Consider the following 23,791-nt stretch of genomic DNA (forward strand, 5'->3'; position numbering starts at 1 on the left):
GCCAGCCCCACTTGTGACCGAAAAGCAAGTGATTATCATTGATTCAACATGAGAGAAATTTGAAATGAGAAAATTCTAGGATAGACCTTTCATTCAAGGCGCAAAACAACGAATGATTTTTATAAATCAATGTGATGTAGATCTCTATTTTTTTACTGAGAATCACATGTCACAATATAAACCTACAGACAAACCATTGTCTTAAATATTCTCATAAAAAACACCGGTATGCTTAAAGCCTTACATGGGTCAACCACCTTAAACGACGATATTTTACGGTCTAATAGGATTCCCTCTAGAGTAAGTAAAATTAAGAGCGATACAAAATGATTCCATTACTAAGCTAACTTATATCAATACCCCAGCTCTTAACGCAATCATCATAAAAGACACTGACATAAGCAATCCTTTATAGCCTCCCAAGAAAACAAAAAAAACATCTCCCACAATAGAATCATTTTTCTACAGCAAAACCTTATTCCACACATGTTCTGAAGAAAAAGCAAAAATGCACGCCCAAAGCGTGCACTCACTAATGAATCAAGAGAAGCTTACCACTGGAAAAGAGATAAAACACTCAGTCTTTGACCACTAAAACGGAACGCCCGCGATACATTCCCGTTTTCAAATCAATGTGATGAGGACGACGTAATTCACCAGAATTTTTATCTTCGATATAAGTCGGCGCCTTCAGAGCATCAGCCGAACGGCGCATGCCCCTCTTCGCTGGAGAGGTTTTTCGTTTAGGTACAGCCATAAAAAGACACTCCAAAATCCATTAAAACAGAAAAAGCAATGTCAAAAATGACAATGCTTCATTTAAAAACACCATAAAATTTGAAGATGTTATACACTGATAAAAAAGAAGAGGCAATGTCAAAATGATCCTCCTCTTACCAAAAATGACCTTCTTTTATCAAAAATGGTGTCACAATAATCAAATGAATATCAAAAACACCGCAAAATTTGAAAATTTTATACACCAATATAAAGCATTTTCATAAAACCTTCATTCAATTTTTATTTGGCTTAAAAATGGATTTGCGCATACAGTAGAGATACGGATAAAAAGAGAAATTGATTTTTAATAAAAAACGACACCAATTTATGAAAATAAGAATGCACGAATTTACCACCCTTCTTGCAAAACATGGACACACTGTTGAGAAGCGGCTTGATACCCTGTTAAGTGATCAAATCCAAAATGGTGAAATTTCACGCCCTAAAAACTTAATCAAAGCCATGCGCTATGGTGTGCTGAACGGTGGAAAACGCCTGCGTCCTTTTCTTGTGATTCAAAGTGCCGCACTTTTTGATATCCCTGTAGAACATTCTCTTGATGTTGCATGTGCCTTAGAATGTATCCATTGTTATTCACTCATTCATGATGATCTTCCCGCTATGGATAACGATATACTCCGGCGTGGAAAACCCACCGTCCATATAGCATTTGATGAAGCAACCGCAATTCTAGCAGGCAATGCTCTCTTAACATTTGCCTTTGAACTCATTGCCCATAAAGCCAGTACTCTATCTACAGACATTAGAATCAAGCTGATCACGTCTCTTGCACAATCGGCAGGACTTGGCGGTATGTTAGGTGGACAAATGCTGGACCTTGAAGCTGAAAAAAGACCGCAAGAAAGTACTGACATCATCACTCTACAACACATGAAAACAGCAGCCCTGATAAGCTTTGCTTGCCAAGCAGGCGCCATCATTGGCAATGCATCTAAAGAATTAACCGAAAAGCTTACTGATTTTGGTACCTATCTTGGTTTAGCCTTTCAATTAACCGATGACCTTCTTGATGTTACCGCCAACACGCAAACCCTAGGAAAAACTGCTGGGAAAGATAAAACGGCACAAAAAGCAACTTTTGTTCATCTTTATGGCATTGAAGAAACCCAAAAAAAGCGAGATACACTCATCAGTAAAGCAGAAGCATTCTTACACCCTTTTGGCGCTAAAGCACTCCCCCTCCAACAAGCAGCACACTTTAGTGCAATACGCAAAAATTAAACTTCATCCATCCTATTGCACATAGTGTACACCATCATCTTTGTTAAATGCATAATAGACTTTTCAAAGAAATGTTACCATTAATCTCCATTATAGTCCTTATCATGAAATGGGTGCAACAAATCTTGAGAGGGATTTCATTAAACCGAGCGCGTGAATTTATAACACAAGTGCATTCTGGGTATCCTATTTTGCATGAAAAATGCCCTCCATTAAAGAATGAAAGAAACAAAATGTGAAACAATGCGTAATCACCATGCTTTAAAAGATATTACCGTAGATGCTTTAAGCCGAATAAAAACGACCGGAAAGAGGAAAACTCGTTTTCTCCTTCATTGTCTTTAATCTTCTAACGGATAGGGCAAAAAATAAACAGAATAAGTACACAACAAGGCATTTTATAAACACGCAAAAAACAATAAAAGAAGGACAATGCCTTCAGTAGAGAGTCGTAATTTTTATGCCTTTCCACGCTATCTTGTTGTAGAAGATCAAATATGGTTACATTCTGTAAATTCACTCGTGTATTGTTTGCTCTCTAAAAACACTTTTACAAAAGTGCTCATTATTTAGTTCAAGCATCATTTTTTTGAAGCCCGTATTTAAAATATCAGAAAAAAATGAACATAATTGCTATTTTGATTTTCATGCCCCCCTTAAAGAACAAAGTTTTTAACCCAATCTGCTCTGTAAACAGTCTAGATTCTTACCGAGTAGGTTCTTCTAGCTTTCTCCACGCATGCGATTCACTTAAACTAAAGACTCGATAAACAAGACTTAAGAGTATTCACCATGCACTTTTAAAATACTCAATGTGTTAAACAGACTACCTTTACACCCCTCAAATGACAGTGTTTTACGGCATAATAGGACAAATAAAGTCATCAATTTCAACAGAACGAAAAACCAAAGCAGTACCGATCTCTCTTTTCTTGGCAAAAACGCTACAAATAATTTATTTATAATGATAATTCAGCGTTATTCATATTGAATTAGAACTCTGAATACCGTAGGATTTTTTCATTTCAATCTGTGTATGTTGAATCAATCAAAATCATTCGCTTTCACCTCACAAAAGGGGAGAGCCGCGTGAGGAAAAAACATCAAAGAAAGGACTAAAACATATCTCTTATGGATCGTCTCAAGAGCCAAAGGCTGCAGCAACATTGGGGGCTAGCAAAGTGCGTGATAGTGTCGGCATGCTCCTTCAAGAGTAGAAACATTTTTACAAAACTATGTAATAACTTCAATTTAATAATAATTACGATCACTGTACCACTTTAATTCGTCACGCTCTTTATCTTGTTTATTCAATTCATCGCATAACAAAGAGAATTGATAAAATTAAACAGAGAATGATCATTAAAACAGAAAGATAAAAAAGTCCTTATTATTATATATAATATCGCAATTTAATTTATGATAAGTACTTTTTTCAAGCTAAGTGCAAATTTCCTCCTTTAAGTGAAATTTTATTATTAAGATGAAGAGCATCATTGTAAGTGAACCTATGCCTGTTGCCAAAGCTGGAAAATATGTCCATCTTTTGAAGGCATAATAAAAAACATGCAACATGGCTAAGAAATATCGTGATGATCACAATAGAGTATCATAGCCATTTAATATCCTTCGAGAGAATTTTGCCCATTACCCATTAAATGTCATTTGTAAATTTTTCTTGGTTTCATCATGTCATATATCGTATTGAGCTCTATGCAAAAATGCGCTATTTGTTTAGTATTTTCATTATGACCAGCTCCCATACTAGACACAAGCTCAATAATTTGTAGTGTTGGGCTAATGCCATTTCCGCTTGAAGAATTAAGAGATTTTGTCGCATAATCAATCATGGAATTCGTAGAGTTCACAGACATATTATATGCCCAAATAAAATCGTTTTCTTTCCAATTATAGTCATAACGCAAACTGCTTATAACATTTGGTAACATTGCCTATGACGTCCCCTCATTATAATCACCGCGCAATAAATTAACAAAGCGTCCACATAAAACAATAAGTATGTGACGATGCCGTATAATATCAAATTTGGGCGCTATATTCTCATAACCACGGCTATAGACGAAGTTTCTTGCTTGCTCTTATTTTTGAAAATATTCAAAAGCCTCGTATTTTTCATTTATGTATTCTTCGTAAAGCTTATTGTACTGCTCTAGACTATCCACGCGAGTACATCCCAACAATACAAATACAGAGCTAACGTCACAACCAAAGAGAAAATACTTAAAAATAAGAATAAAAGATGTCGTTATCTCAACAAGATGATTCATATTTTAAAGAAAACAGGAATAAAACGCGTTAGCTATACCAACAATAAAATCGGTCATGAGAAAAATCTATTTGAACAGGCTATAAATTGTCCGACTACTTAAATTAGCTCTAATGCGATAAAGTATTACCACAAGGAACCCAATGAAAATGGAAAAACTGCTCCATCACCATTCCTTAATAAGCATATAATCCGGCACAATCATTTTCTTTATCAGCGTCCAATCTTGTCAGAAACTCTTGGTCAATATTCATGAGAAGCATTTTTATTTCTTTTTTAATGATTGTTATGCCACGCCCACTTATAACGTATAAGCAGATGACTTTGATTGCTTCAACATACATAGATTTGAAATAAGAATAACGAATAACATTCTTCTTTCCCATTCAACATGCAAAACAATGATGCGCCTTAATAAATAAAAGTCTTGATCCACTATAACCCCCATGAAACACACGTGAAATACGTTACTATTTTCACTGAGATTTCTTTAGGGCTCCTTCTAAAAAAAACATTGCCAACAGATAAACCAATAAATAGATACCCAAAATATAAACGAGAGAGAAAAAGCCAAATATATTGACCATATACGCACTCATGTAAAAAAATACCAATAAGCTAAATCTCCCAACGGTTGACAAGAAAGATTCATATGTAGCCCTGAAATGGTCACTAATACTATCATGCAAAACAACTTCTACACGAAGATATGTATACTTAATTAAGTAAAAAATCATACAAACTAAAATAACAGCAATTTCTTTTTTTGGCTCAAAAAAAGCAACGGTAAAAATCAGTGAAGCTGAAAGAAACAACAGTAAAATAAAATTCACTCTTTCACTTAGTTTTGTAAAGAGAAAACTAGCCAAAAGTTGAGAGAGCAATATCAGTGAAAATGCCACACCAAGATCAAAATAAGTGACATTAATATGATGATCTTTAAATATCCACTGCCAATACTGCGAGAATATATTGAAAAAGATCAGTGAAAAATAAAAGCATAAAGAGATATAAGGAACTTTAATAAAAATAGACAACATCTCTTTAGCATCATAAATGAGAGAATTCACTTTATTTGGTTGTTTTTCTCCTTTCAGGTCATCAAGAAAAAACAAACCAAATAGTGTTGTCATCAACATTAAAAACGCCGCGATATACCATATATATTGGCTAGAATAATCAGCAAAATATGCGCCAATTAAACTGAATATAAACATGCCAATATAATTATATTGAGAGCTAGAACCAAGCACTTTTTTAGTCGATGTCAATTTTGCTTTTGCATATTGAACAAGTAAAGCATTATAGGCGCCAGCAATCAATGTCAGCGATAAGGCATTAAAAGATTCTGCCAAAAGAAAACCATAAAAGCTTGTAGAAAATCCCATGAGAAAGAGCCATATAGCGGCAAAAGCCGCTGCCAAAACGATAGATATTTTATAACTTTTTCTATCGGCAAAATATCCCAGAGGAATATCTGTAACCATCATAATAAAAGCCTGAAATGACTTAATGATCCCGATATCAATAAGAGTTAGCCCTTTTTCAAGCATATAAAATACAATAAAGGCACCTGTTAAAATTCTTATACCGTTAAATAAAAATCCAAATGCTAATATACTTGTCATCCATCCCCCCAATAACGCCAAAAAAGGGCACCATATACATCATTTATATAAAGATAAAAACTTACATTTTACGACAAATAGGGCAATAACCGCTATAAGGATCTTCAGTCCTATCAATTTTATAGCTGGAAAAATTAATAAATAATGTTTTTTCTATAATTTGACATTTGTCAAAATCCGTTAAATATTTTACTGCCTCAAGAGCAGCCAAAGAACCAGCAACCGCATTATACGGATCTATCAAAGTATTCATATAGTTTTGCTTAATAGTCTTAACAAACTCAAACTCATTAACATCCTTCATATGATTCTGATTCACACATGCATAACATCTTGTTTTACCTGGAATAATCAACGGGCCAACAATAGCATTTACCGTGGCCGAAGCAGCATATAACAGCGCGCCACCCATATTAAAAGCAGCTTCGTTCATTAAATGGAAAAAAGCTGGCCTTGGATTATCTGCTGCGCATATAACAAGATCAGCTCTTTCGAATAGACGGCATGCCTTTTCTATATTATCTATTTTTTCATCATAGAACTCATATTGAGTCGAAGGACTAATATATGGAGCTTTATCTCTAGCAACATCAACCTTTTTTTTACCTAAGTCACTATAATTATAGAGTATCTGTCTAGATAAATTTGATTCTTCGACAATATCAAAATCATAGCTTTTAATATGTCCTGCCCCCATAGCAGATAATGTATAAAAAACATAGCTTCCACATCCACCCAAACCAACTATAGTTATCTTAGCATCTTTCAATTTGGAGTTAGCTAAAAGGGCATTGTCAAAACTACCTGATACATGCTTGAATAAGTTAATTTGCCTATCAAATCTATTATACTCGCTCTCACTAAGCCCAGCTTTTCTAATAGAATCCTCCTTTGAAAAGGGGGGTTCTATTATTCTATTATCAAGCATATATTTTGCTAAATACAAAAAATCTTCGCTTTCTGCAGTATCTAGGTTACATTTCAATATTATATCACCTATGGTATTCTCTGCATCAAAACACGCCAAAGCCTTTATAACATTCGGTGACGTACCACTCATATCAAGAGCTATAACATTTTGCAGATCCGCCCCTATCAAAACCTCATCACCTTCTTGCCTCGCTGATATGGTATACGAATAAACATACTTGTTTTTATATAGCAAATTCATTTTCAAATCTCCCCCTAGCAAGCTGAAGATCTACATGACTCAACAAATCGTGCAAATCACTTGTGTTATCAAAATTAAAATTATCGAAACAAAATTTACGCCCATGATACTCTTCAAGATATTTTATATGTAGCCTTATAGCATTCATTTTTTCATCTATTGAGAGCTCACCTAAGCGTACATGATGAAATCTACGAAAAAATGCTGCATCCCCTTGAATATGTGCTAATTCTGCAGAAGTTGTCGCTATAATTAACTTTAAATTCTGTTCCAGCATAAAAGGTTTGAATAAATCCATGGCACCGATACCTCCATCACTTCTGGTATTAGCGATTGAATGCCCTTCATCAATAAAAAGGGCGACATTCTCATATGGAGACACAGTTTCTATTAAAGTTCCGATTTTTCGTTCAAACTCCCCCCGTAATCCCGTATCAGATATCACGCTTCCTAAATTAACCTCTAGTATGACATATCCATTCAACATAGGCTTAAACTGATTAAGCCTAAAAGCTAACTCACGCACAAAAGAAGTCTTCCCACATCCAGCAGGACCAGAAATAACAATACTTTTCTTATAAGCGCAAAACAAAGAAACCATCGCTGTTCTTATCATTTCTTCGCGACCAATATACGGAGATCTCTTTCCTAAACCAAGGACATTCAAATTGACTCTACTTTCTCTCATATCGCGAGCCAATAATAGCGCCTCTTCATTTTGTAAATACATATCACCCCCAACCGTAAATAGAAGGGGTCATACAACCCCTTCCAATATTTTCAATTATGATAATGCAGAATCGCAAATCAAAGATTTTACTTTAGCAGATGTAGAAGAATAAGACTTGATCTTCGTTCCTAGTACCACTTTACTATTTGATTCTACTTTCATTTTAACCTCCTCGTTTAAAATAATATTCGGAAGAATAATCTCTCCCTATTTTAAATTTGCATTTATATTTAATTATGTCAGTTAATAATTTGGAATAACTTATTCCGTTACAAAATCGCTCAAGCCATATTTTTTATAGCGTCTCAAGTCTGTAATATTTGTTCGAAATGGATTTTTATTTTTCGAAGATAAGTACTTCCAACCATCTGCGCAGTTTATGATTTTTTGTACTTTTATGAACTTGCATAGAAGGCTGTTATAGCAATACAAAGCTTTTTTGAGGTATTGAAGTATTTGAAAAAAAGTACAGGACCCCACGATCTGCAAGCAATAAAGCTTTTGTAAAAAAATTAAACAATAAAATTTTGAAAAGAGTTCAAATTATCCTATTAATTGGGAAAAATTCTAACAGCACTATCCAGCTTTTCATGGAAACCCATAAAATTGCTGGAAATAATGTCACGTTTAGTTTTCTATTGGATCTGTTTGAAGACAGTATTATTAAGGAAAAATGCTTGAAAACAATGAAGAAGCGCATCAATTTATAAACGATCATCTTATTTCTCAACATGCAACCACAATGAGGACTGAATATTGATTTACAAGCAAAAATACAGCCTTTAATGAAGAAAAAATGCAAGAACTACCATTGACAATATTTTGAAAAAATGCACTCAAAGAATTTATTTCAACTCTGCCCAAAGCGTGTATGAATATAATCACTCAAAAGCGCTTCAAATTCTTCAGCAATGTGATCACCCCGCAAAGTTTTTACCTTTTGTCCCTCAATAAAAACAGGTGCCGCTGGATTTTCCCCCACTCCAGGCAAAGAGATTCCAATATCCGCATGTTTTGACTCCCCCGGTCCATTGACGATACATCCCATCACGGCAACCTTCAAACTTTCAACGCCAGGGTATTTTTCACGCCAAACAGGCATATTTTTGTATAAATCTGCTTCAATTTTTTGCGCCAATTGTTGAAAGACCGTTGAGGTTGTGCGCCCACAACCAGGACAAGCCGCAACCACGGGCAAAAATTGCCGAAACCCCATCACTTGCAAAAGTTCTTGCCCCACTTTTACTTCTCGTGTCCGATCACCACCAGGTTTTGGTGTTAAGGAAACTCGTATCGTATCGCCAATCCCTTGCTGTAATAAAATGCCCAAAGCCACCGAAGAAGCAACAACCCCCTTTGTTCCCATCCCAGCTTCCGTTAATCCCAAATGAAGAGCATAATCACAACGCACCGCCAAGGTAGTATAAATAGCAATAAGATCTTGGACATCACTCACTTTAGCAGAAAGAATAATTTTATCACGTCCCAATCCCATCTCCTCAGCGCAAAAAGCCGATTGCAGAGCAGATTGCACAACAGTTTCCCGCATCACTTCAGCAACCGGTAAAGGATTTTCTTGCTGTGCATTTTCATTCATAAGCCGTGTTAACAACGCGTTATCAAGAGAACCCCAATTCACGCCAATGCGAATAGGTTTATGATACCGACAAGCAATCTCAATAATTTCTGCAAATTGACGATCTTTTTTTGCGCCAAAACCAACATTTCCAGGATTGATGCGATATTTTGCAAGCGCCTCAGCACACGCAGGATGATCAGATAAAAGCTTATGGCCAATATAATGAAAATCCCCAACCAAGGGTACAAAAAATCCTAACCTCTCCAATCGCTCCCGTATTTTTGGTACAGCTGCCGCCGCTTCATCACGATCAACAGTAATCCGAACCAATTGTGAACCAGCTTGCCAAAGAGCAGCCACTTGAGCAACAGTTGCATCAACATCAGCTGTATCCGTATTGGTCATTGACTGTACAACTATCGGGCTCTGCCCCCCAACGATCACATCACCAACAGCAACACCAATAGACCGACGACGCTCAAATGGTTTAGATAAACAATAGCTCGTACTCATCAAGTCCTCAAATTTTTAAAAATGCATGAAAGGCACTGCCCAATTAATCCAACATATTGATTTATAATAATCTATTTTTTAGAAATTTGAATGGCAAACCAAATATCGTAAGATTTTATCATTTTAAATCTTCTTAATTGAATCAATCAATACCTCCCCTTACAGCCACAAGAGAACAAGTAGATAAAAACTATAAATAAGGAATAAAAATTCCTTATAAACTATTTCAAGTGCCAAAAGCTATCCCAACACTTTAAACAAACAAAAAAATGAAGACACCGACTTACATCTTTATGAAATAAAGATGATAGAATGAATTTTACACCATTTTGTAAAAAATTTTACCTTACATCCTTAACAAACACCATTATGAAATGAACTCGAGCACATTAAGAAATGCCTCATTAAACCCAAACTCTTAATTCCCATCTCACCCACGCGCGGTATTATCAATGCAACCTTTCAATTTTCAAGCCGTTATAGCAAAACCCCAAACACAATTCCAACTGTCACGCAACAATTTAACACATGAAGGAGTCAATAAATGTGTCTATTTTCACCCCATAACAAAAATGCTAAAATTAAAAAACGTATAGCACAATTAAAAAGAGAACTGGTCCCCATAAATCATTGGAGTTCTCAAAATGATAGCTTTGAAAACATTTCTGAGCTGTTTAACACATGGAAACAAAAAGGTCGTCACGCACTTTATCATCTCAACGAACAGGCTACAGAATTAAAGAAAAAAGCGAAAGAAAATCCTAAAAAAACCCTCGCATTAGCAGCAGGAGTCGTTTTAGTAAGCTTCTTGCTGATCCGTAAAAATTAACAACACAACCAACAACCTTCCCTTTTAATGCCCGACTCAAAGCGGGCATTTTTTATAGTTTACAAAATATAAACTTTACGTCTTCCCCCTAACTTTACGCTTTTCTGCAAAAGGTAAGTTTTCCATCCATCTCGCCAGTCTATCATCCAATTTTTTATCTGGCAGTCCCTACCCCTATCCTCAAAACACGCGGTGGCACCACACCTCAAAGGACAGTGTTATGAGAAACTACAAGAAAAGTTTTCAACAGTGCATCCCCCCCTTTTACTGAGTAATTTCAAAAGAAATAGAACAGAGTAAAGATGCATGCGCTTTAATATTCTAAGGAACATTATTTCACAGCATGACATATAAGAATTTTAAAAGCTTTAAGAGATGTAGTATAACAAACCAAACGAAATCTTCTAATGTAAATACCCATTTGCTATAAGTAAATGAAGCAAAAATTAAACTGAAAAAAACCAAAATTTTATCCTCCAGAATCGACCCGCTGCGAAGTATCTACATACGTAACCACGGACATCCCAGGAATGAGCTTTTCAATCCCTTCCTGCCCAGGATCTAAAGCAATCCGTACTGAAATACGTTGCGCAATTTTGATAAAATTACCAATTGTCGTATCTGTTTTTAACAATGAAAACTCCGAACCTGTCGCTGGAGCAAAACGAACCACACGCCCTGTTAACTTTTTGTTGTTCAATGCATCAACAGAAAAAACAACCGGTTGTCCCACACGCATCTGCGAAAGTTGCGTTTCCTTATAATTAGCAATAATCCAAATATCATCAGAAATAACGGAGACCAATTGCGTACCCGGCATAACATATTGTCCTACCCTAGCGCCAACCAATCCAATATAGCCTGTTCTAGGAGATAAAATCTTTGTATGATCGAGATTAAGTTTTGCCAACTCAACACTTACCTTTGCTCCCGAAACTTCTGACTGTAAACTTTGTTTTTCAAGATTTAATTGTTTTTGCAATTGTCGTTTTGTTTCTAGGGCTGCCAAGAGTTGTGAAAGAGGGCGAGAATCAGAAATTGCCGCATCACCAAAGCCTAACTTTTTACTATCAGAAACAACATTGGAGAAGGCTCGTGAACGCGCTAACTCTGCTTCTGCAGCATTAACTTCTCCCTGTAAAATCTGAGCTTGCAATTCAATACTTGCCAGTTTTGCATTTTTTGAATTGAGAACAGCCTGTGCCCGCGCAAGCTGCTGACGAAAAAGAGAATCATCAAGCTCAAAGAGCAGCATTCCTTTTTCAACACGTTGATAATCTTGCACATAAATCCGTGCAATCACCCCAGAGATCTGTGAACTAACCAGAGTAACATTGCCTTTAATGGAAGCATTATCCGTTATTTGAATGCTATTTACAAAAGGAGGAAGTCTCCAAGCCCACAAAATTAGCAAAACACCCGTAATACCTGAAAGGAATGCAACAATCGTAGCTTTTGACCGTAATGCTTTTATCATTTTCTGCACCCCTCTTCTATAACATATCATTCTACTTTTCTAACGTACGCAAAGAGCATGACTTAATAACCATTGTGACAAGAAAGATAATAAATACAATCATTGAAATATAAAAATAAAGCCGAAAAACGTCATCATAAGCAAAAATATTTGCTGTTAACTTAAATTTTTCTATCAACATAGAAGTACCCTGTTCACTCCCCAAACCATGGGGAACAGAGGCACCATAAGAAGGCGAATACAAAGTATTCATCTCACCAGAAATAAGCGGATCAGTCACAACAATATTTTGTGTTAAGGACTCAAAGTTTTTATGGGCAAAATAAAACTGTAAACTACCAAAAAAAGCCGATCCCATTAATCCCCCTGTCACTTGCGTTAGCAAAAAAACCGCAATAAAACTCAAAACATAACGCGGTCCTCGCTCACCAGCGATCACAAACCCTTTGAAAAGAGCAGGAGGCAAAAAAAGTGCATAACTAAAACTCACCAACCCTTGGCTCAACATCATATCTTTCGGACGCGTTAAATAGTTTACACGACTGTCTAAATAAGCTCCCAGCGCCAAACAACCTAAAGATAACAAATAAAAATAATCTTCACGCCCCGCCCGTAAAAAAGACACAAACAGCCCCCCCTAACAGAATACCCAATGTCACCGCAAGATACATGGGCGCCATTTCACGATTAAGCAAACCAAAAAGATTAAAAAAACCTACGGGCAAATTTGACCGCTCCAACAAAAAAACATGAAAGATCAATAAAATCAAAACAGATTGAACCATTTCTTTACTGAAAATCCAACGTAAATCAATCAACGGTTTTTCTCTATTAAGCTCAATAATAATAGCAATAGCCAACGAGAAAATAGCAAGTGCAAGCCCCCAACCAATCCATGGTGCTTCATACCACCAATACAATATGCCAACAGACATAATCACGGCATTTAATCCAAGACCAAAAGCAATTAAACCATAACTTATCCAATCTAACTTTTGAATAACCTTACTGCGAACAACAGGCGTTAGAGGCAAAGTATAGATACAGACCAAGCTAATGAGAACCAACCCCATTTCCAGAGCGGAAAGACTAGAAAAACCACCATTTTCTAGCAAATCAGGAGAAATCAAACGTGATAAAGGTGCCGCTAAAGCCGCATTCATATAATTCAAACTAAGACCAACAGTAAACTTCTTTGCTGGAGAAAAAGCCTCCATCATATAAAGCAGCGCAAGCGAAGCCAAAGGAGCAGCCGCAATCCCAGCAAAAAAGCGAATAATCAATGCAGAACGCAAATCCGTAACAAAGAGTTGCAACACGCAAACCAAAACGAAGCCAAGGATTGATAATTCAGCAAAAGCACGCAAACCAAATTGATAGCGAATTTTGATCAACATAATCGCTACACTCACATTTGGCGCCATATAGGCCGCTACCAACCATGTTGTCTCGGTCAAAGTTGCATGAAAATCACCCGTAAGATGGACAATGTTAGACTGAACAATATTAGCCCCTAAACCATAAGCCCATTGCAAAATAAGAGAAGCAAAAATATAAACAAAACATTTTGGCAAAGGTCCTGCAAAAATACGACCAGGACGAGGAAAAGGTTTTCCACTCCTTTTAGCAAACACAACCGTACTCTTTTTTCGGCTCATGTCACCTTTTTCCTGTATACGCTGCTACGCCTCTATCAACAAAGCACCATCAGCTGACAATTGCTGGAAAAAAGCCTCTATTTTATGATTATCCTCATCTCTTGTTCCTCCTTCTAACGTCGCTTGAACCTGCAAAATCTGCTGTTCTAATACATCAAAAGAAAGATGCTCCACAGCCACAACGTGCTCTACCAATAAAGAGCAACCCGAAAAAGTAATATTTGCAACGCCCCCGCATACAGCAAATAATTTTTCACCCAAAGAGGTACGAACACGCACACTACCCAACACAATACTTGCCACCAAAGGCGCATGATGTGCCATAACTGTCAAAGAACCTGAGGCTGAAGGAAGAACAACAGACACTACCTGCTCTGAAAACACAATTTTTTCAGGCGATACAAGCTCAAATAAAAAATGCTCTTCTCTATTGTTTTCCACAAAAATCTCCACAACACCCGATACAAGGACTCTCTGTTTTCTTCAACGACTTGCCCTCTTTAACGAAAAATATTCATAACAGTTTTCTTTTGAATAAGAAGCTTCTTACTAAGAAGCCTCTGCCATGAGACGCTTTCCCTTTTCAAGTGCTTCATCAATCGAACCAACCATATAAAAAGCAGCTTCTGGCAAATCATCATAATCGCCAGCACAAAGACCTTTAAAGCCTTTGATTGTCTCTTCTAAAGGAACAAGTTTCCCCGGTGAACCAGTAAAGGCTTCCGCAACATGGAAAGGTTGCGAAAGGAAGCGTTCAATTTTACGCGCCCGTCCCACCAGCAATTTGTCATCTTCAGAAAGTTCATCCATTCCAAGAATAGCAATAATATCCTGAAGCGCTCTATAACGTTGTAAAATGGTTTGCACTTGACAAGCAACAGTGTAATGCTCTTCCCCCACAATCAATGGATCCAACATACGCGAGAAAGAGTCAAGCGGATCAACCGCTGGATAAATTCCCTTTTCTGCAATAGAGCGCGAAAGAACAGTTGTTGCATCCAAATGAGCAAAAGACGTTGCCGGCGCCGGATCCGTCAAGTCATCAGCAGGAACATAAATTGCCTGAACGGAAGTAATAGAGCCTGTTTTTGTACTGGTAATACGTTCTTGCAAAGCCCCCATATCAGTTGCCAAAGTCGGCTGATACCCCACAGCAGAAGGAATACGCCCTAAAAGAGCGGATACCTCAGCTCCTGCTTGCGTGAAACGGAAAATATTATCCACAAAGAAGAGAACATCTTGTCCTTCATCACGAAAACTTTCTGCAATTGTCAATCCTGAAAGAGCCACACGCGCACGTGCTCCTGGTGGTTCATTCATTTGCCCGTAAACAAGGGCACATTTTGACCCTTCCGTTGAACCATTATTCTCTTTTGGATTCACATTCACACGGCTTTCGATCATTTCATAATAAAGATCATTTCCTTCACGTGTACGTTCTCCCACACCAGCAAATACAGAATAGCCACCATGTGCCTTTGCAATATTGTTTATAAGCTCCATAATGAGAACGGTTTTTCCAACACCAGCACCACCAAACAAGCCAATTTTACCTCCTTTAGAATAAGGAGCTAACAAATCCACGACTTTAATACCGGTGACGAGAATTTCTGAAATAGTTGATTGCTCAACATATTCAGGAGCCTCTTGGTGAATAGAACGCATTTTGGTTGCATGAATGGGTCCCACATTATCCACCGGCTCTCCAATCACATTCATAATACGCCCCAATGTTGCTTCTCCTACAGGAACGCTAATTTGCGTACCTGTATCCACAACCTTTTGGCCCCGCATCAAACCATCAGTGGTATCCATAGCAATCGTACGCACGGTATTTTCACCCAAATGCTGCGCAACTTCTAATACCAAACGATTGCCTAAATTCTCTGTTTCCAAAGCGTTGAGGATATTTGGCAGCTCACCTTCAAATTGCACATCAACAACAGCACCAATAACCTGCTTGATCTCACCAACAGCGCCTTTTGCACGCTCTTCTTTTTTTACAGGTGTATCTTTAGCTGCACTACGCGCAGTTACAGAGGAAGCCTTTACATCCGCTGGAGCCTTTACATCCACTTGAGATTTCGAAGCGGCTTTTTTCACACCGGAACGAGCAGCTGACTTCTTTTTTTCACCTTTTTCTGTTCCTTTGCTTGAGGTTACTGCATTTACCATCAATTCTTACCTTTTCCATTTAAAGCGCTTCAGCGCCCGCAATAATTTCGATCAATTCTGTCGTAATCTGTGCCTGACGTTGACGATTATAAGCAACTGTCAATTTATTAATCATTTCACCTGCATTGCGCGATGCATTGTCCATAGCTGTCATCTTAGCGCCCATCTCACCAGCAATATTTTCTAGCAAAGCCCGAAAGATTTGCACCGAAAGATTGCGTGGCACAAGCGCCTCTAAAAGAGAAGCCGCATCAGGTTCATACTCATAAACAATTGATTGTGACCCTTTGCTATGATCAGTTTGCCCCTCAACATCTATTGCCTTAACAGCTGCTTTTGGAGCAATCATCGGAATCAAGCCAAAAGCTGTTGGGCGCTGATTAATCACAGAAATAAATTCAGAATAAAATAGCGTACAGACATCGAAAGCGCCTTCATTAAATAAATCAACAATCCGTTGACTAATCATCACTGCCTCTGCAAAACCAATGCGCTTTACAGCATGCAAATCGATATGATCAATTATCAAGCCTTTGTAATCACGCGACAAAATATCGGCACCTTTTTTACCCACAGTGATAATTTTCACTATTTTACCAGCCGCCAACAATGCCTTAATCTGTTCACGTGCACGACGAGCGATTTGCACATTAAAAGCACCACACAAACCGCGCTCAGCAGTACACACCACCAAGAGATGCACATCATCTCTCCCCGTACCACGCATAAGAGCAGGCGCATCAACACCATCTACATCAGCAGCAACACTGGTCAAAATATCAGCCATCTTCTTCGCATAAGGACGCGCAGACTGCGCTGCCTCTTGCGCACGATGCAACCTTGCCGCTGCAACCATCTGCATAGCTTTGGTGATCTTTTGTGTTGCTTTAACCGAAGCGATACGGTCTCTAAGATCTTTTAGTGAGGACATTCAAGCATTCCATCAATTCATCACGAGAAATTTTTTGCATAAGTATTAAGAACAGTTATCAACTTATCTTTCAGCTCGTCTGTTATTTGCTTTTTCTCAGCAATTGCCTTTAAGAGATCTTGATAATCACTACGCAAAAGCACCAAAAGTCCCTGCTCAAACCGCGCAACATCAGAAACCGCCAAAGCATCTAGATAGCCATTTACACCCGCGAAAATAACCACCACTTGTTCTTCTGTTTTGAGTGGAGAAAATTGTGGCTGCTTCAACAACTCTGTCAAGCGCGCACCCCGATTCAACAGACGCTGAGTTGACGCATCCAAATCAGAGCCAAACTGCGCAAAAGCTGCCATTTCACGATATTGCGCTAATTCACCTTTAATCGAGCCAGCAACTTGCTTCATCGCCTTAATTTGTGCGGCAGAACCAACACGCGACACAGAAAGACCAACATTTACAGCAGGACGAATTCCTTGATAAAACAAATTTGTCTCTAGAAAAATTTGTCCATCAGTAATCGAAATCACATTTGTAGGAATATAGGCAGAAACATCATTTGCTTGCGTTTCAATAACCGGCAAAGCTGTCAACGACCCAGATCCGTTTTCCGCATTCAACTTCGCAGCCCGCTCTAAAAGACGCGAATGCAGATAAAAAACGTCTCCCGGATAAGCTTCACGACCTGGAGGACGACGCAATAAAAGAGACATTTGACGATACGCCACCGCCTGTTTTGACAAGTCATCATACCCGATCAAAGCATGTTGCCCATTATCACGGAAATACTCACCCATAGCACATCCAGCAAGAGGTGCAATAAATTGCAGTGGTGCTGGATCAGAAGCAGTCGCTGCAACAATAATAGAATACTCCAGCGCTCCACGTTCTTCTAAAACTTTAACGAATTGTGCCACCGTCGAACGTTTTTGACCGATAGCCACATAAATACAATAAACTTTGTCTTGCTCTCGTCCAGCCCCTTTTTCATGAAAAGGTTTTTGGTTTAAAAATGTATCGAGCAAAATTGCTGTTTTTCCTGTTTGGCGATCACCAATCACCAATTCACGCTGCCCCCGTCCAATAGGTATGAGTGCATCAATCGCTTTCAATCCGGTCGACATCGGTTCGTGCACTGACTGACGCGGAATAATTCCAGGAGCCTTAACATCGACACGACGACGCTCTGTTGCTTTAATGGGCCCCTTACCATCTATAGGGTTTCCCAACGCATCAACCACACGCCCGAGCAAAGCGGTCCCCACAGGAACATCGACGATAGCGCCTAACCGCTTTACACAATCACCTTCACGAATATCACGATCTGAGCCAAAAATGACCACACCAACATTATCAACTTCCAAATTGAGGGCCATACCGCGCACACCGTTTGGAAAGGCGACCATTTCCCCTGCTTGGACATTATCCAAACCATAAACGCGAGCGATACCATCCCCTACAGAGAGAACCCAACCAATTTCTGAAACCTCAGCCTTTTGGTCAAAGTTTTTGATTTGTTCTTTTAGAATTTTTGAAATTTCAGATGGTCTAATATCCATCAGCTGACCTCTTTTTTCAATGCAAGCTTAAGCGAAGACAATTTTGTGAGAAGAGACGTATCAATTTGAGACGACCCCACACGAACGATTAATCCACCAAGAATTGTTGGATTCACAATGATGTGTAGCAAAACTTTTCCTCCAACGACACCTTCCAAAGCCTCACACAACTCTTGTCTTTGTTGAGAACTTAAGGGGCGCGCAGAAACAATTTGCGCAGTAACTTGCCTACGAGCGCGTGCAACACAACGCTGGAAAGCATGTAAAATACCAAATACGGCACTAAGTCTACGGTTTATTGCAATAACGCGTAAAAAATTACCAATAACCTGCCCTGCGTTTTTATCAGCAAATTTGATGCTTGCACAAACAGATTGCATCACCTTAATTTGCTCTTTAACTGAAAAGAATGGACTGAGCACAAAGCGTTTTAAATCCTTATTTTGCTCCAAAATAAGCAAAAGATCTTCCACTGCCTTTTCAACCTTTTCAACGTTTCCAGCTTCTTGAACGCAATCAAAAAGCGCTTGCGCATAGCGTTGATCTACCAACGGCAGCGGTATGAGAGAAAATGAATCCGACACGAAATACCGCCTCTTTCCCTTGAGCGACTCTCTGATAGTTATCAGATGAAATGAAACAGACATTCTCAATCTTAAGAATCTTCTTCTTAAGACCTAGAACAAAAATCACTTGGTTTCTAGCATAGACATAGCCGACTCGCAACACCACAAATCGCTGCTTTTAAAAAATTTTAATAAAATATTCAAAATATTTTTGAAAAGAATTTTTTTGAGACATACAGGATGGCATCACAATTTTTTATGCCTCTTTTTGACATGCTCTGAGCGATTTTTTCACTCTCTTTGATTTTTTTCAAACGCTCTTGCCACCATAACAAAACACTTATTCTCTAAAAAACGCTCCCTTTATCACCACAAAACCTTTAACGAGATGCGAATGCGACTAAAAAAGTCTATTATTTCAAACTGATAAGACAGAAAAAATAATAAATATCCTCCTAAAAATTAAAGAAAAATTGATCTTTTTTCTTCAAACACCCACTCCTTTAAAAAATTCACCAAATATATTTTCTTGTAAACACACTCTTTAAGTATACAACGCATTGATTTATAATGTATCATTTTTCATACCAGATGAGACCAAAACATCGAAAGATTCTCTCTTTTCAAATCCTGTTATCAAAATCACTCCCTTGCTCCATCACAAACAAAAAAGAAAATGATTAAAGAAAAAACACCTCTTATAAACGCTCTCAAGTACCAAGAGCTTTCGTAATAAATACTAAAAGCTAAATAATAAATGGCGCCATTTTATACCTTTATGAAATAAAGATAGGGAGTCTTAACGCAGTTTTTTCATTCATGAAAGCTTTTACATTCTACACTCGAGAAACATTTGCTTAAACAAGCATATGAATGTAGTAATACAATAGATGTTCTGTAATATTCTGTTTTGGGCATTCTGCTTTACATGAAAAATGTGTCCCCATTAGAGAACGAAAGTAACAAAAGCGTGAGGCAATGGATAATCTCCATTTCACGATAGCGCCTATGAATGCTATAATAGTAACCCCATTGAGCAGCCTCATCTTTACACTTATGAAAGAACAGGTCGGCACCACAACACACTTTGCCATCTCCCATTTTTACGACAGCCCTTAACACTTGAGATGATTAGGCATTTTAATCCTTGCTTGTATAGTTTCACGCGACACAGACTCCCCCATCTGTAACATGCAAATGAATGGTTTTGATGGATCAATATAAACAGATTTGAAATAAGAGAATCCTACGATAGTTGAGACTCTAATATGAATAATGGCATATTATCACTATAAATTAATATGTTATTATTTATAAAAATTATAGTTATAGGCGCTTCTGAAAATTCTAGAGCCAAATGAATAAGGACGGCAACGATGGATGCTCATTTTGACATTTCCGCTCTAAAATGAGTCTGTGTTCTCGTCAAAGATAAATAAAATAGATATATACAATACTCTCGCCTTAATCTAGCATACAAAAGCAGATACGACTCATACAGCACTAATACATCTTATGAACGCTACTTCATAAGATTTTAAGGTCAAACAACATCAAAAACACGACCTTCATTAAGCCCACATAGCTTCACTTTATATGGCACTATATTGCACTGATTTTAGAAAAAGCATAGATCAATATCAATTTTAACCCAAATAGAATTGGGTATTTTTGGCGTATTTGCAAGCATTTTCAGTTCCTATAATCCACCCCTATAAAAAGAATCCGCCTATCAAAAGGATACTGTCCCTAAAACAAAAAAGGAGTAAAAGCCGAAATGATAGCACCCTCGAATAAGAGAGGGACTTCTGCTGATTCCATAACAAAGATATTTTTCCCCGTGGCTCTGCTTAATGCAATGCACATGTATCATATTCTGCTGCTTGGATGCTTATTCTGAATAAGATAATATTAAAAGAACCTTAAGCAAAGAGACCTTCATTTTATGTGATACTGATTTTAGAAAAAACTTTGCGGATCAATATCAATTTGAACCCGAACGGAACTGGGCATTTTGGGTGTAGCGCTAAGCATTGCACGTATAAACCCTTGTATATCAAAAGAGCGCTGTCCTTGCAGCAAAAGCCGAAAACGATAACGCCCCCGAACCAAAGCCAAAGGCGCTTCTGCTGGTCCCATAACCGAGATATTTTTTTCCCGTGGTGCTGCTTGACGCAATGCGCGCGCGTAATATTCTGCTGCTTGGCGCTGTTGTGCAGATACAATCAAAGAGGCAAGTCGCCCATAAGGAGGCAAATGATAATACTGACGCGCTGCAATCTCACGTGTGTAAAAATCTTCTGGCTGGCATGAAAGTAAGGCTTTGATGACCGGATGATCTGGTTGATAAGTTTGCAATAATCCTAAACTTTCCAATCCCACACGCCCTGCTCTTCCGGTAACTTGGGAAAGCAGCTGGTAGGTACGTTCGCTTGCGCGTAAATCGCCATTGGCAAGACCAAGATCAGCATCAATAACGCCAACCAGAGAGAGCTTGGGAAAATGATGCCCTTTAGCAACCAACTGTGTTCCAATAATAATGTCCACATCACCATTGGCAATGGCTTGCAATTCGCTTCGCAATTGCCCAATCCCTCCTTTGAGATCTGTTGAAAGAATCAATGATCGCGCTTGAGGAAAAAGCATTTGCGTTTCTTCTGCAATTCTTTCCACACCCGGTCCACAAGCCACAAGATGATCTAATGTCCCGCATTCAGGACAGGCTTGAGGAAGTGGTTGATGATATCCACAATGATGACATTTCAGTTGTCCTTGCGCACGATGTTCTACCAACCAACTTGAACAATCGGTACAATGAAAACGATGTCCGCAAATTCGGCATAAAGTTAAAGGTGCATAACCACGACGATTAAGAAAAAGAAGAGCTTGTTCGCCCTTATCAAGCGTTTGTTTTAAAGCCCTTTCAAGAGTAAAGGAAATAAAGCGCCCCTTTTGCACCCCTCCTTGGCGCATATCAACCACCCGCAACTGTGGAAGTGCAACTTCTTTAAAACGGGAAGGTAAATGCACCTTTTGATAACGCCCTTTTAAAACATTGGCTTGGCTTTCAATCGACGGTGTTGCTGAAGATAAAATAACAGGAAAATGCTCAAAAGAGCCCCGTGCAACAGCCATATCACGCGCATGATAAAAGATGCGCTCTTCTTGTTTATAAGCGCTATCATGTTCTTCATCGACAACAATCAAGCCAAGCTCATGAAAGGGAAGAAAAAGCGCTGAACGAGCCCCCGCAACGACACGCACCCGCCCTTCTGCAACTTGCCGCCAGACGCGTTCTCTACGACGTGGCGTCAAATCAGAATGCCATTCTGCTGCCGCAGCTCCAAAGCGTGCATAAAAACGATCTAAAAACTGCTGTGTTAAAGCAATTTCCGGCAATAAAATTAAAACCTGCTTTTCCCCTTTAAAGGCTTGAGCAACCGCTTCAAAATAAACCTCTGTCTTTCCTGATCCCGTAACACCATCAAGCAAAAAAACTTGAAACTGAGAAGATAAAACACCTTCTCGCAACATTGTTGCTGCCTCATTTTGCGCTCCCTGCAACTGAGGAAGACAAAAGTCAGGATCAGGCATTGCCACAAGATCAGGAGTAGGAACTATAACATCTTCAAAAACCCCTAGCGCTTTTAAACCTTCAACAACAGAAACCGAAGTTCCAGCCGCATGCGCAAGACCAGAACGTGTCCATATCTTCTCATTACGCACCAATTCCAAAACCCGTGATCGCGCTGGTGTGAGACGTTCTACATTTCCACCACAATATCGCAAACCCAGCATCTGCGCTTCCGGCTCTAAAGCAGCCGGTACAGACAAAACCAATCGCGCCACAAGACCAAAAGGCGCCATTGTATAGCGACTAACAAAATGCAAAAATGTGATCATTTCTGCCTTTAATGGGGGGCAATCAAAAACATGAAGCAGAGAACGTAATTTTTCACGCGCCACCGAACCAGACCTTTGTCCATCTGCTGCCTTCTCTCCAACATCCACAACAAAACCGCAAAGCTCACGCCCCATCACCGGAATCCGAACAAAGGAACCAACGTTCACCTCCATAGAAGATGGAACTTTATAACTATAAGGGTGAGCAACAGGAAGAGGAACCAATACGGATACAATTTTTTCCTCTATCATGTTTGAATTCATCTTTTAAACCAATCTACGACCTCTGGAGCACCAACAAGTCTAAACCTTATCTTTAAACACTCTTATAAAATTCATTGCAGGATTCAATCTCTCCCCCCTATCATAACACTTTTCTCACAAGAATTCTTTTTAACACTCATTCCATCACCAAAGTGCCAATAAAAGAACCAATCTCATCCCCTATAACAAAAAACTCTATAGCAAAAAAACAGCGCCATTCTTCTGTGCAAATAAATCATCACTATTAAGCATTCAACATGATATCGTAAGTGCGCTCTTCAACAAAGCTATCCCATAGCGTGACTTCTTCCCAACACACACACTTTTATTTTTTTACCGCCTCATATCTCAATTTATCTTCAACAAACTGATTTATAAAGATATAATCACCATTTTACCTATTGTAATAAAAACTCTCAATACAATGAATTTTTTTATTTCAAACCCATCGAAAAACATTTGTAAATTCTTATTGATGAAAAGAGTATCCCATGATTTTAAT

General features: G+C 38.4%; 15 protein-coding genes and 1 pseudogene. 2 read left to right on the top strand and 14 right to left on the bottom strand.

Going from position 1 to position 23,791, the window contains the following annotated elements; all coding sequences use genetic code 11:
* Nucleotides 1-577: 577 nt before the first annotated feature.
* Complete coding sequence (gene rpmF, locus ACFIJ0_RS08590) at nt 578-757, bottom strand: 50S ribosomal protein L32 (protein ID WP_005774555.1); 180 nt, start codon at nt 755-757, stop codon at nt 578-580.
* Nucleotides 758-1,119: 362 nt separating this feature from the next.
* Here rpmF and ACFIJ0_RS08595 point away from each other — a divergent pair, with 362 nt between their 5' ends.
* The gene (locus ACFIJ0_RS08595; RefSeq protein WP_375624345.1) at nt 1,120-2,022 is read left to right on the top strand and encodes a polyprenyl synthetase family protein; all 903 of its coding nucleotides are present in this window, start codon (nt 1,120-1,122) and stop codon (nt 2,020-2,022) included.
* Between the two features lie 1,661 nt (nt 2,023-3,683).
* Here ACFIJ0_RS08595 and ACFIJ0_RS08600 read toward each other — a convergent pair.
* From ACFIJ0_RS08600 to ispG, 5 genes are all read right to left on the bottom strand, one after another.
* The gene (locus ACFIJ0_RS08600) at nt 3,684-3,971 is read right to left on the bottom strand and encodes a hypothetical protein (RefSeq protein ID WP_375624347.1); all 288 of its coding nucleotides are present in this window, start codon (nt 3,969-3,971) and stop codon (nt 3,684-3,686) included.
* An 814-nt stretch (nt 3,972-4,785) separates the two neighbouring features.
* Nucleotides 4,786-5,937 (bottom strand): MFS transporter, encoded by a 1,152-nt coding sequence (locus ACFIJ0_RS08605; protein WP_375644038.1) that lies wholly within the window; start codon nt 5,935-5,937, stop codon nt 4,786-4,788.
* 61 nt (nt 5,938-5,998) lie between these two features.
* The gene (locus ACFIJ0_RS08610) at nt 5,999-7,108 is read right to left on the bottom strand and encodes a ThiF family adenylyltransferase (RefSeq protein WP_375624350.1); all 1,110 of its coding nucleotides are present in this window, start codon (nt 7,106-7,108) and stop codon (nt 5,999-6,001) included.
* Nucleotides 7,092-7,838 (bottom strand): AAA family ATPase, encoded by a 747-nt coding sequence (locus ACFIJ0_RS08615; RefSeq protein WP_208438481.1) that lies wholly within the window; start codon nt 7,836-7,838, stop codon nt 7,092-7,094. Before ACFIJ0_RS08615 ends, ACFIJ0_RS08610 begins: the two co-directional genes overlap by 17 nt.
* 850 nt (nt 7,839-8,688) lie before the next feature.
* Nucleotides 8,689-9,930 carry a flavodoxin-dependent (E)-4-hydroxy-3-methylbut-2-enyl-diphosphate synthase gene (ispG, locus tag ACFIJ0_RS08620; protein ID WP_375624352.1) on the bottom strand — a complete coding sequence of 414 codons (1,242 nt, stop codon included), beginning with the start codon at nt 9,928-9,930 and terminating at the stop codon, nt 8,689-8,691.
* A gap of 544 nt (nt 9,931-10,474) precedes the next feature.
* On the opposite strand from ispG, the gene ACFIJ0_RS08625 reads away from it, so the two are divergent.
* Nucleotides 10,475-10,759 carry a hypothetical protein gene (locus tag ACFIJ0_RS08625; RefSeq protein ID WP_375624354.1) on the top strand — a complete coding sequence of 95 codons (285 nt, stop codon included), beginning with the start codon at nt 10,475-10,477 and terminating at the stop codon, nt 10,757-10,759.
* A gap of 469 nt (nt 10,760-11,228) precedes the next feature.
* Here the strand turns inward: ACFIJ0_RS08625 and ACFIJ0_RS08630 are convergent, their stop codons facing one another.
* From ACFIJ0_RS08630 to ACFIJ0_RS08665, 8 genes and pseudogenes are all read right to left on the bottom strand, one after another.
* A complete protein-coding gene (locus ACFIJ0_RS08630) occupies nt 11,229-12,236 on the bottom strand; it encodes an HlyD family secretion protein (RefSeq protein WP_375624356.1) in 1,008 nt (335 codons plus the stop codon).
* A gap of 31 nt (nt 12,237-12,267) precedes the next feature.
* Nucleotides 12,268-13,894, bottom strand: a pseudogene (locus ACFIJ0_RS08635) (MFS transporter).
* Between the two features lie 24 nt (nt 13,895-13,918).
* On the bottom strand, nt 13,919-14,335 hold the full coding sequence (gene atpC, locus ACFIJ0_RS08640; protein ID WP_375624359.1) for an ATP synthase F1 subunit epsilon: 417 nt from the start codon (nt 14,333-14,335) through the stop codon (nt 13,919-13,921).
* A gap of 108 nt (nt 14,336-14,443) precedes the next feature.
* On the bottom strand, nt 14,444-16,069 hold the full coding sequence (atpD, locus tag ACFIJ0_RS08645; RefSeq protein ID WP_375624361.1) for a F0F1 ATP synthase subunit beta: 1,626 nt from the start codon (nt 16,067-16,069) through the stop codon (nt 14,444-14,446).
* A 19-nt stretch (nt 16,070-16,088) separates the two neighbouring features.
* A complete protein-coding gene (locus ACFIJ0_RS08650; protein ID WP_375644039.1) occupies nt 16,089-17,000 on the bottom strand; it encodes a F0F1 ATP synthase subunit gamma in 912 nt (303 codons plus the stop codon).
* 20 nt (nt 17,001-17,020) lie between these two features.
* Nucleotides 17,021-18,556: a F0F1 ATP synthase subunit alpha gene (atpA, locus tag ACFIJ0_RS08655; protein ID WP_375624365.1), complete on the bottom strand. Its 1,536-nt coding sequence runs from the start codon at nt 18,554-18,556 to the stop codon at nt 17,021-17,023.
* The gene (gene atpH, locus ACFIJ0_RS08660; RefSeq protein WP_375624367.1) at nt 18,556-19,140 is read right to left on the bottom strand and encodes an ATP synthase F1 subunit delta; all 585 of its coding nucleotides are present in this window, start codon (nt 19,138-19,140) and stop codon (nt 18,556-18,558) included. Before atpH ends, atpA begins: the two co-directional genes overlap by 1 nt.
* A 1,941-nt stretch (nt 19,141-21,081) precedes the next feature.
* Nucleotides 21,082-23,277 carry a primosomal protein N' gene (locus ACFIJ0_RS08665; RefSeq protein WP_375624369.1) on the bottom strand — a complete coding sequence of 732 codons (2,196 nt, stop codon included), beginning with the start codon at nt 23,275-23,277 and terminating at the stop codon, nt 21,082-21,084.
* Nucleotides 23,278-23,791: the final 514 nt, after the last annotated feature.

It is taken from the genome of Bartonella sp. OC68QHHN, assembly GCF_042193875.1.
In the GTDB taxonomy this organism is placed as follows: Bacteria; Pseudomonadota; Alphaproteobacteria; order Rhizobiales; family Rhizobiaceae; genus Bartonella; species Bartonella grahamii_A.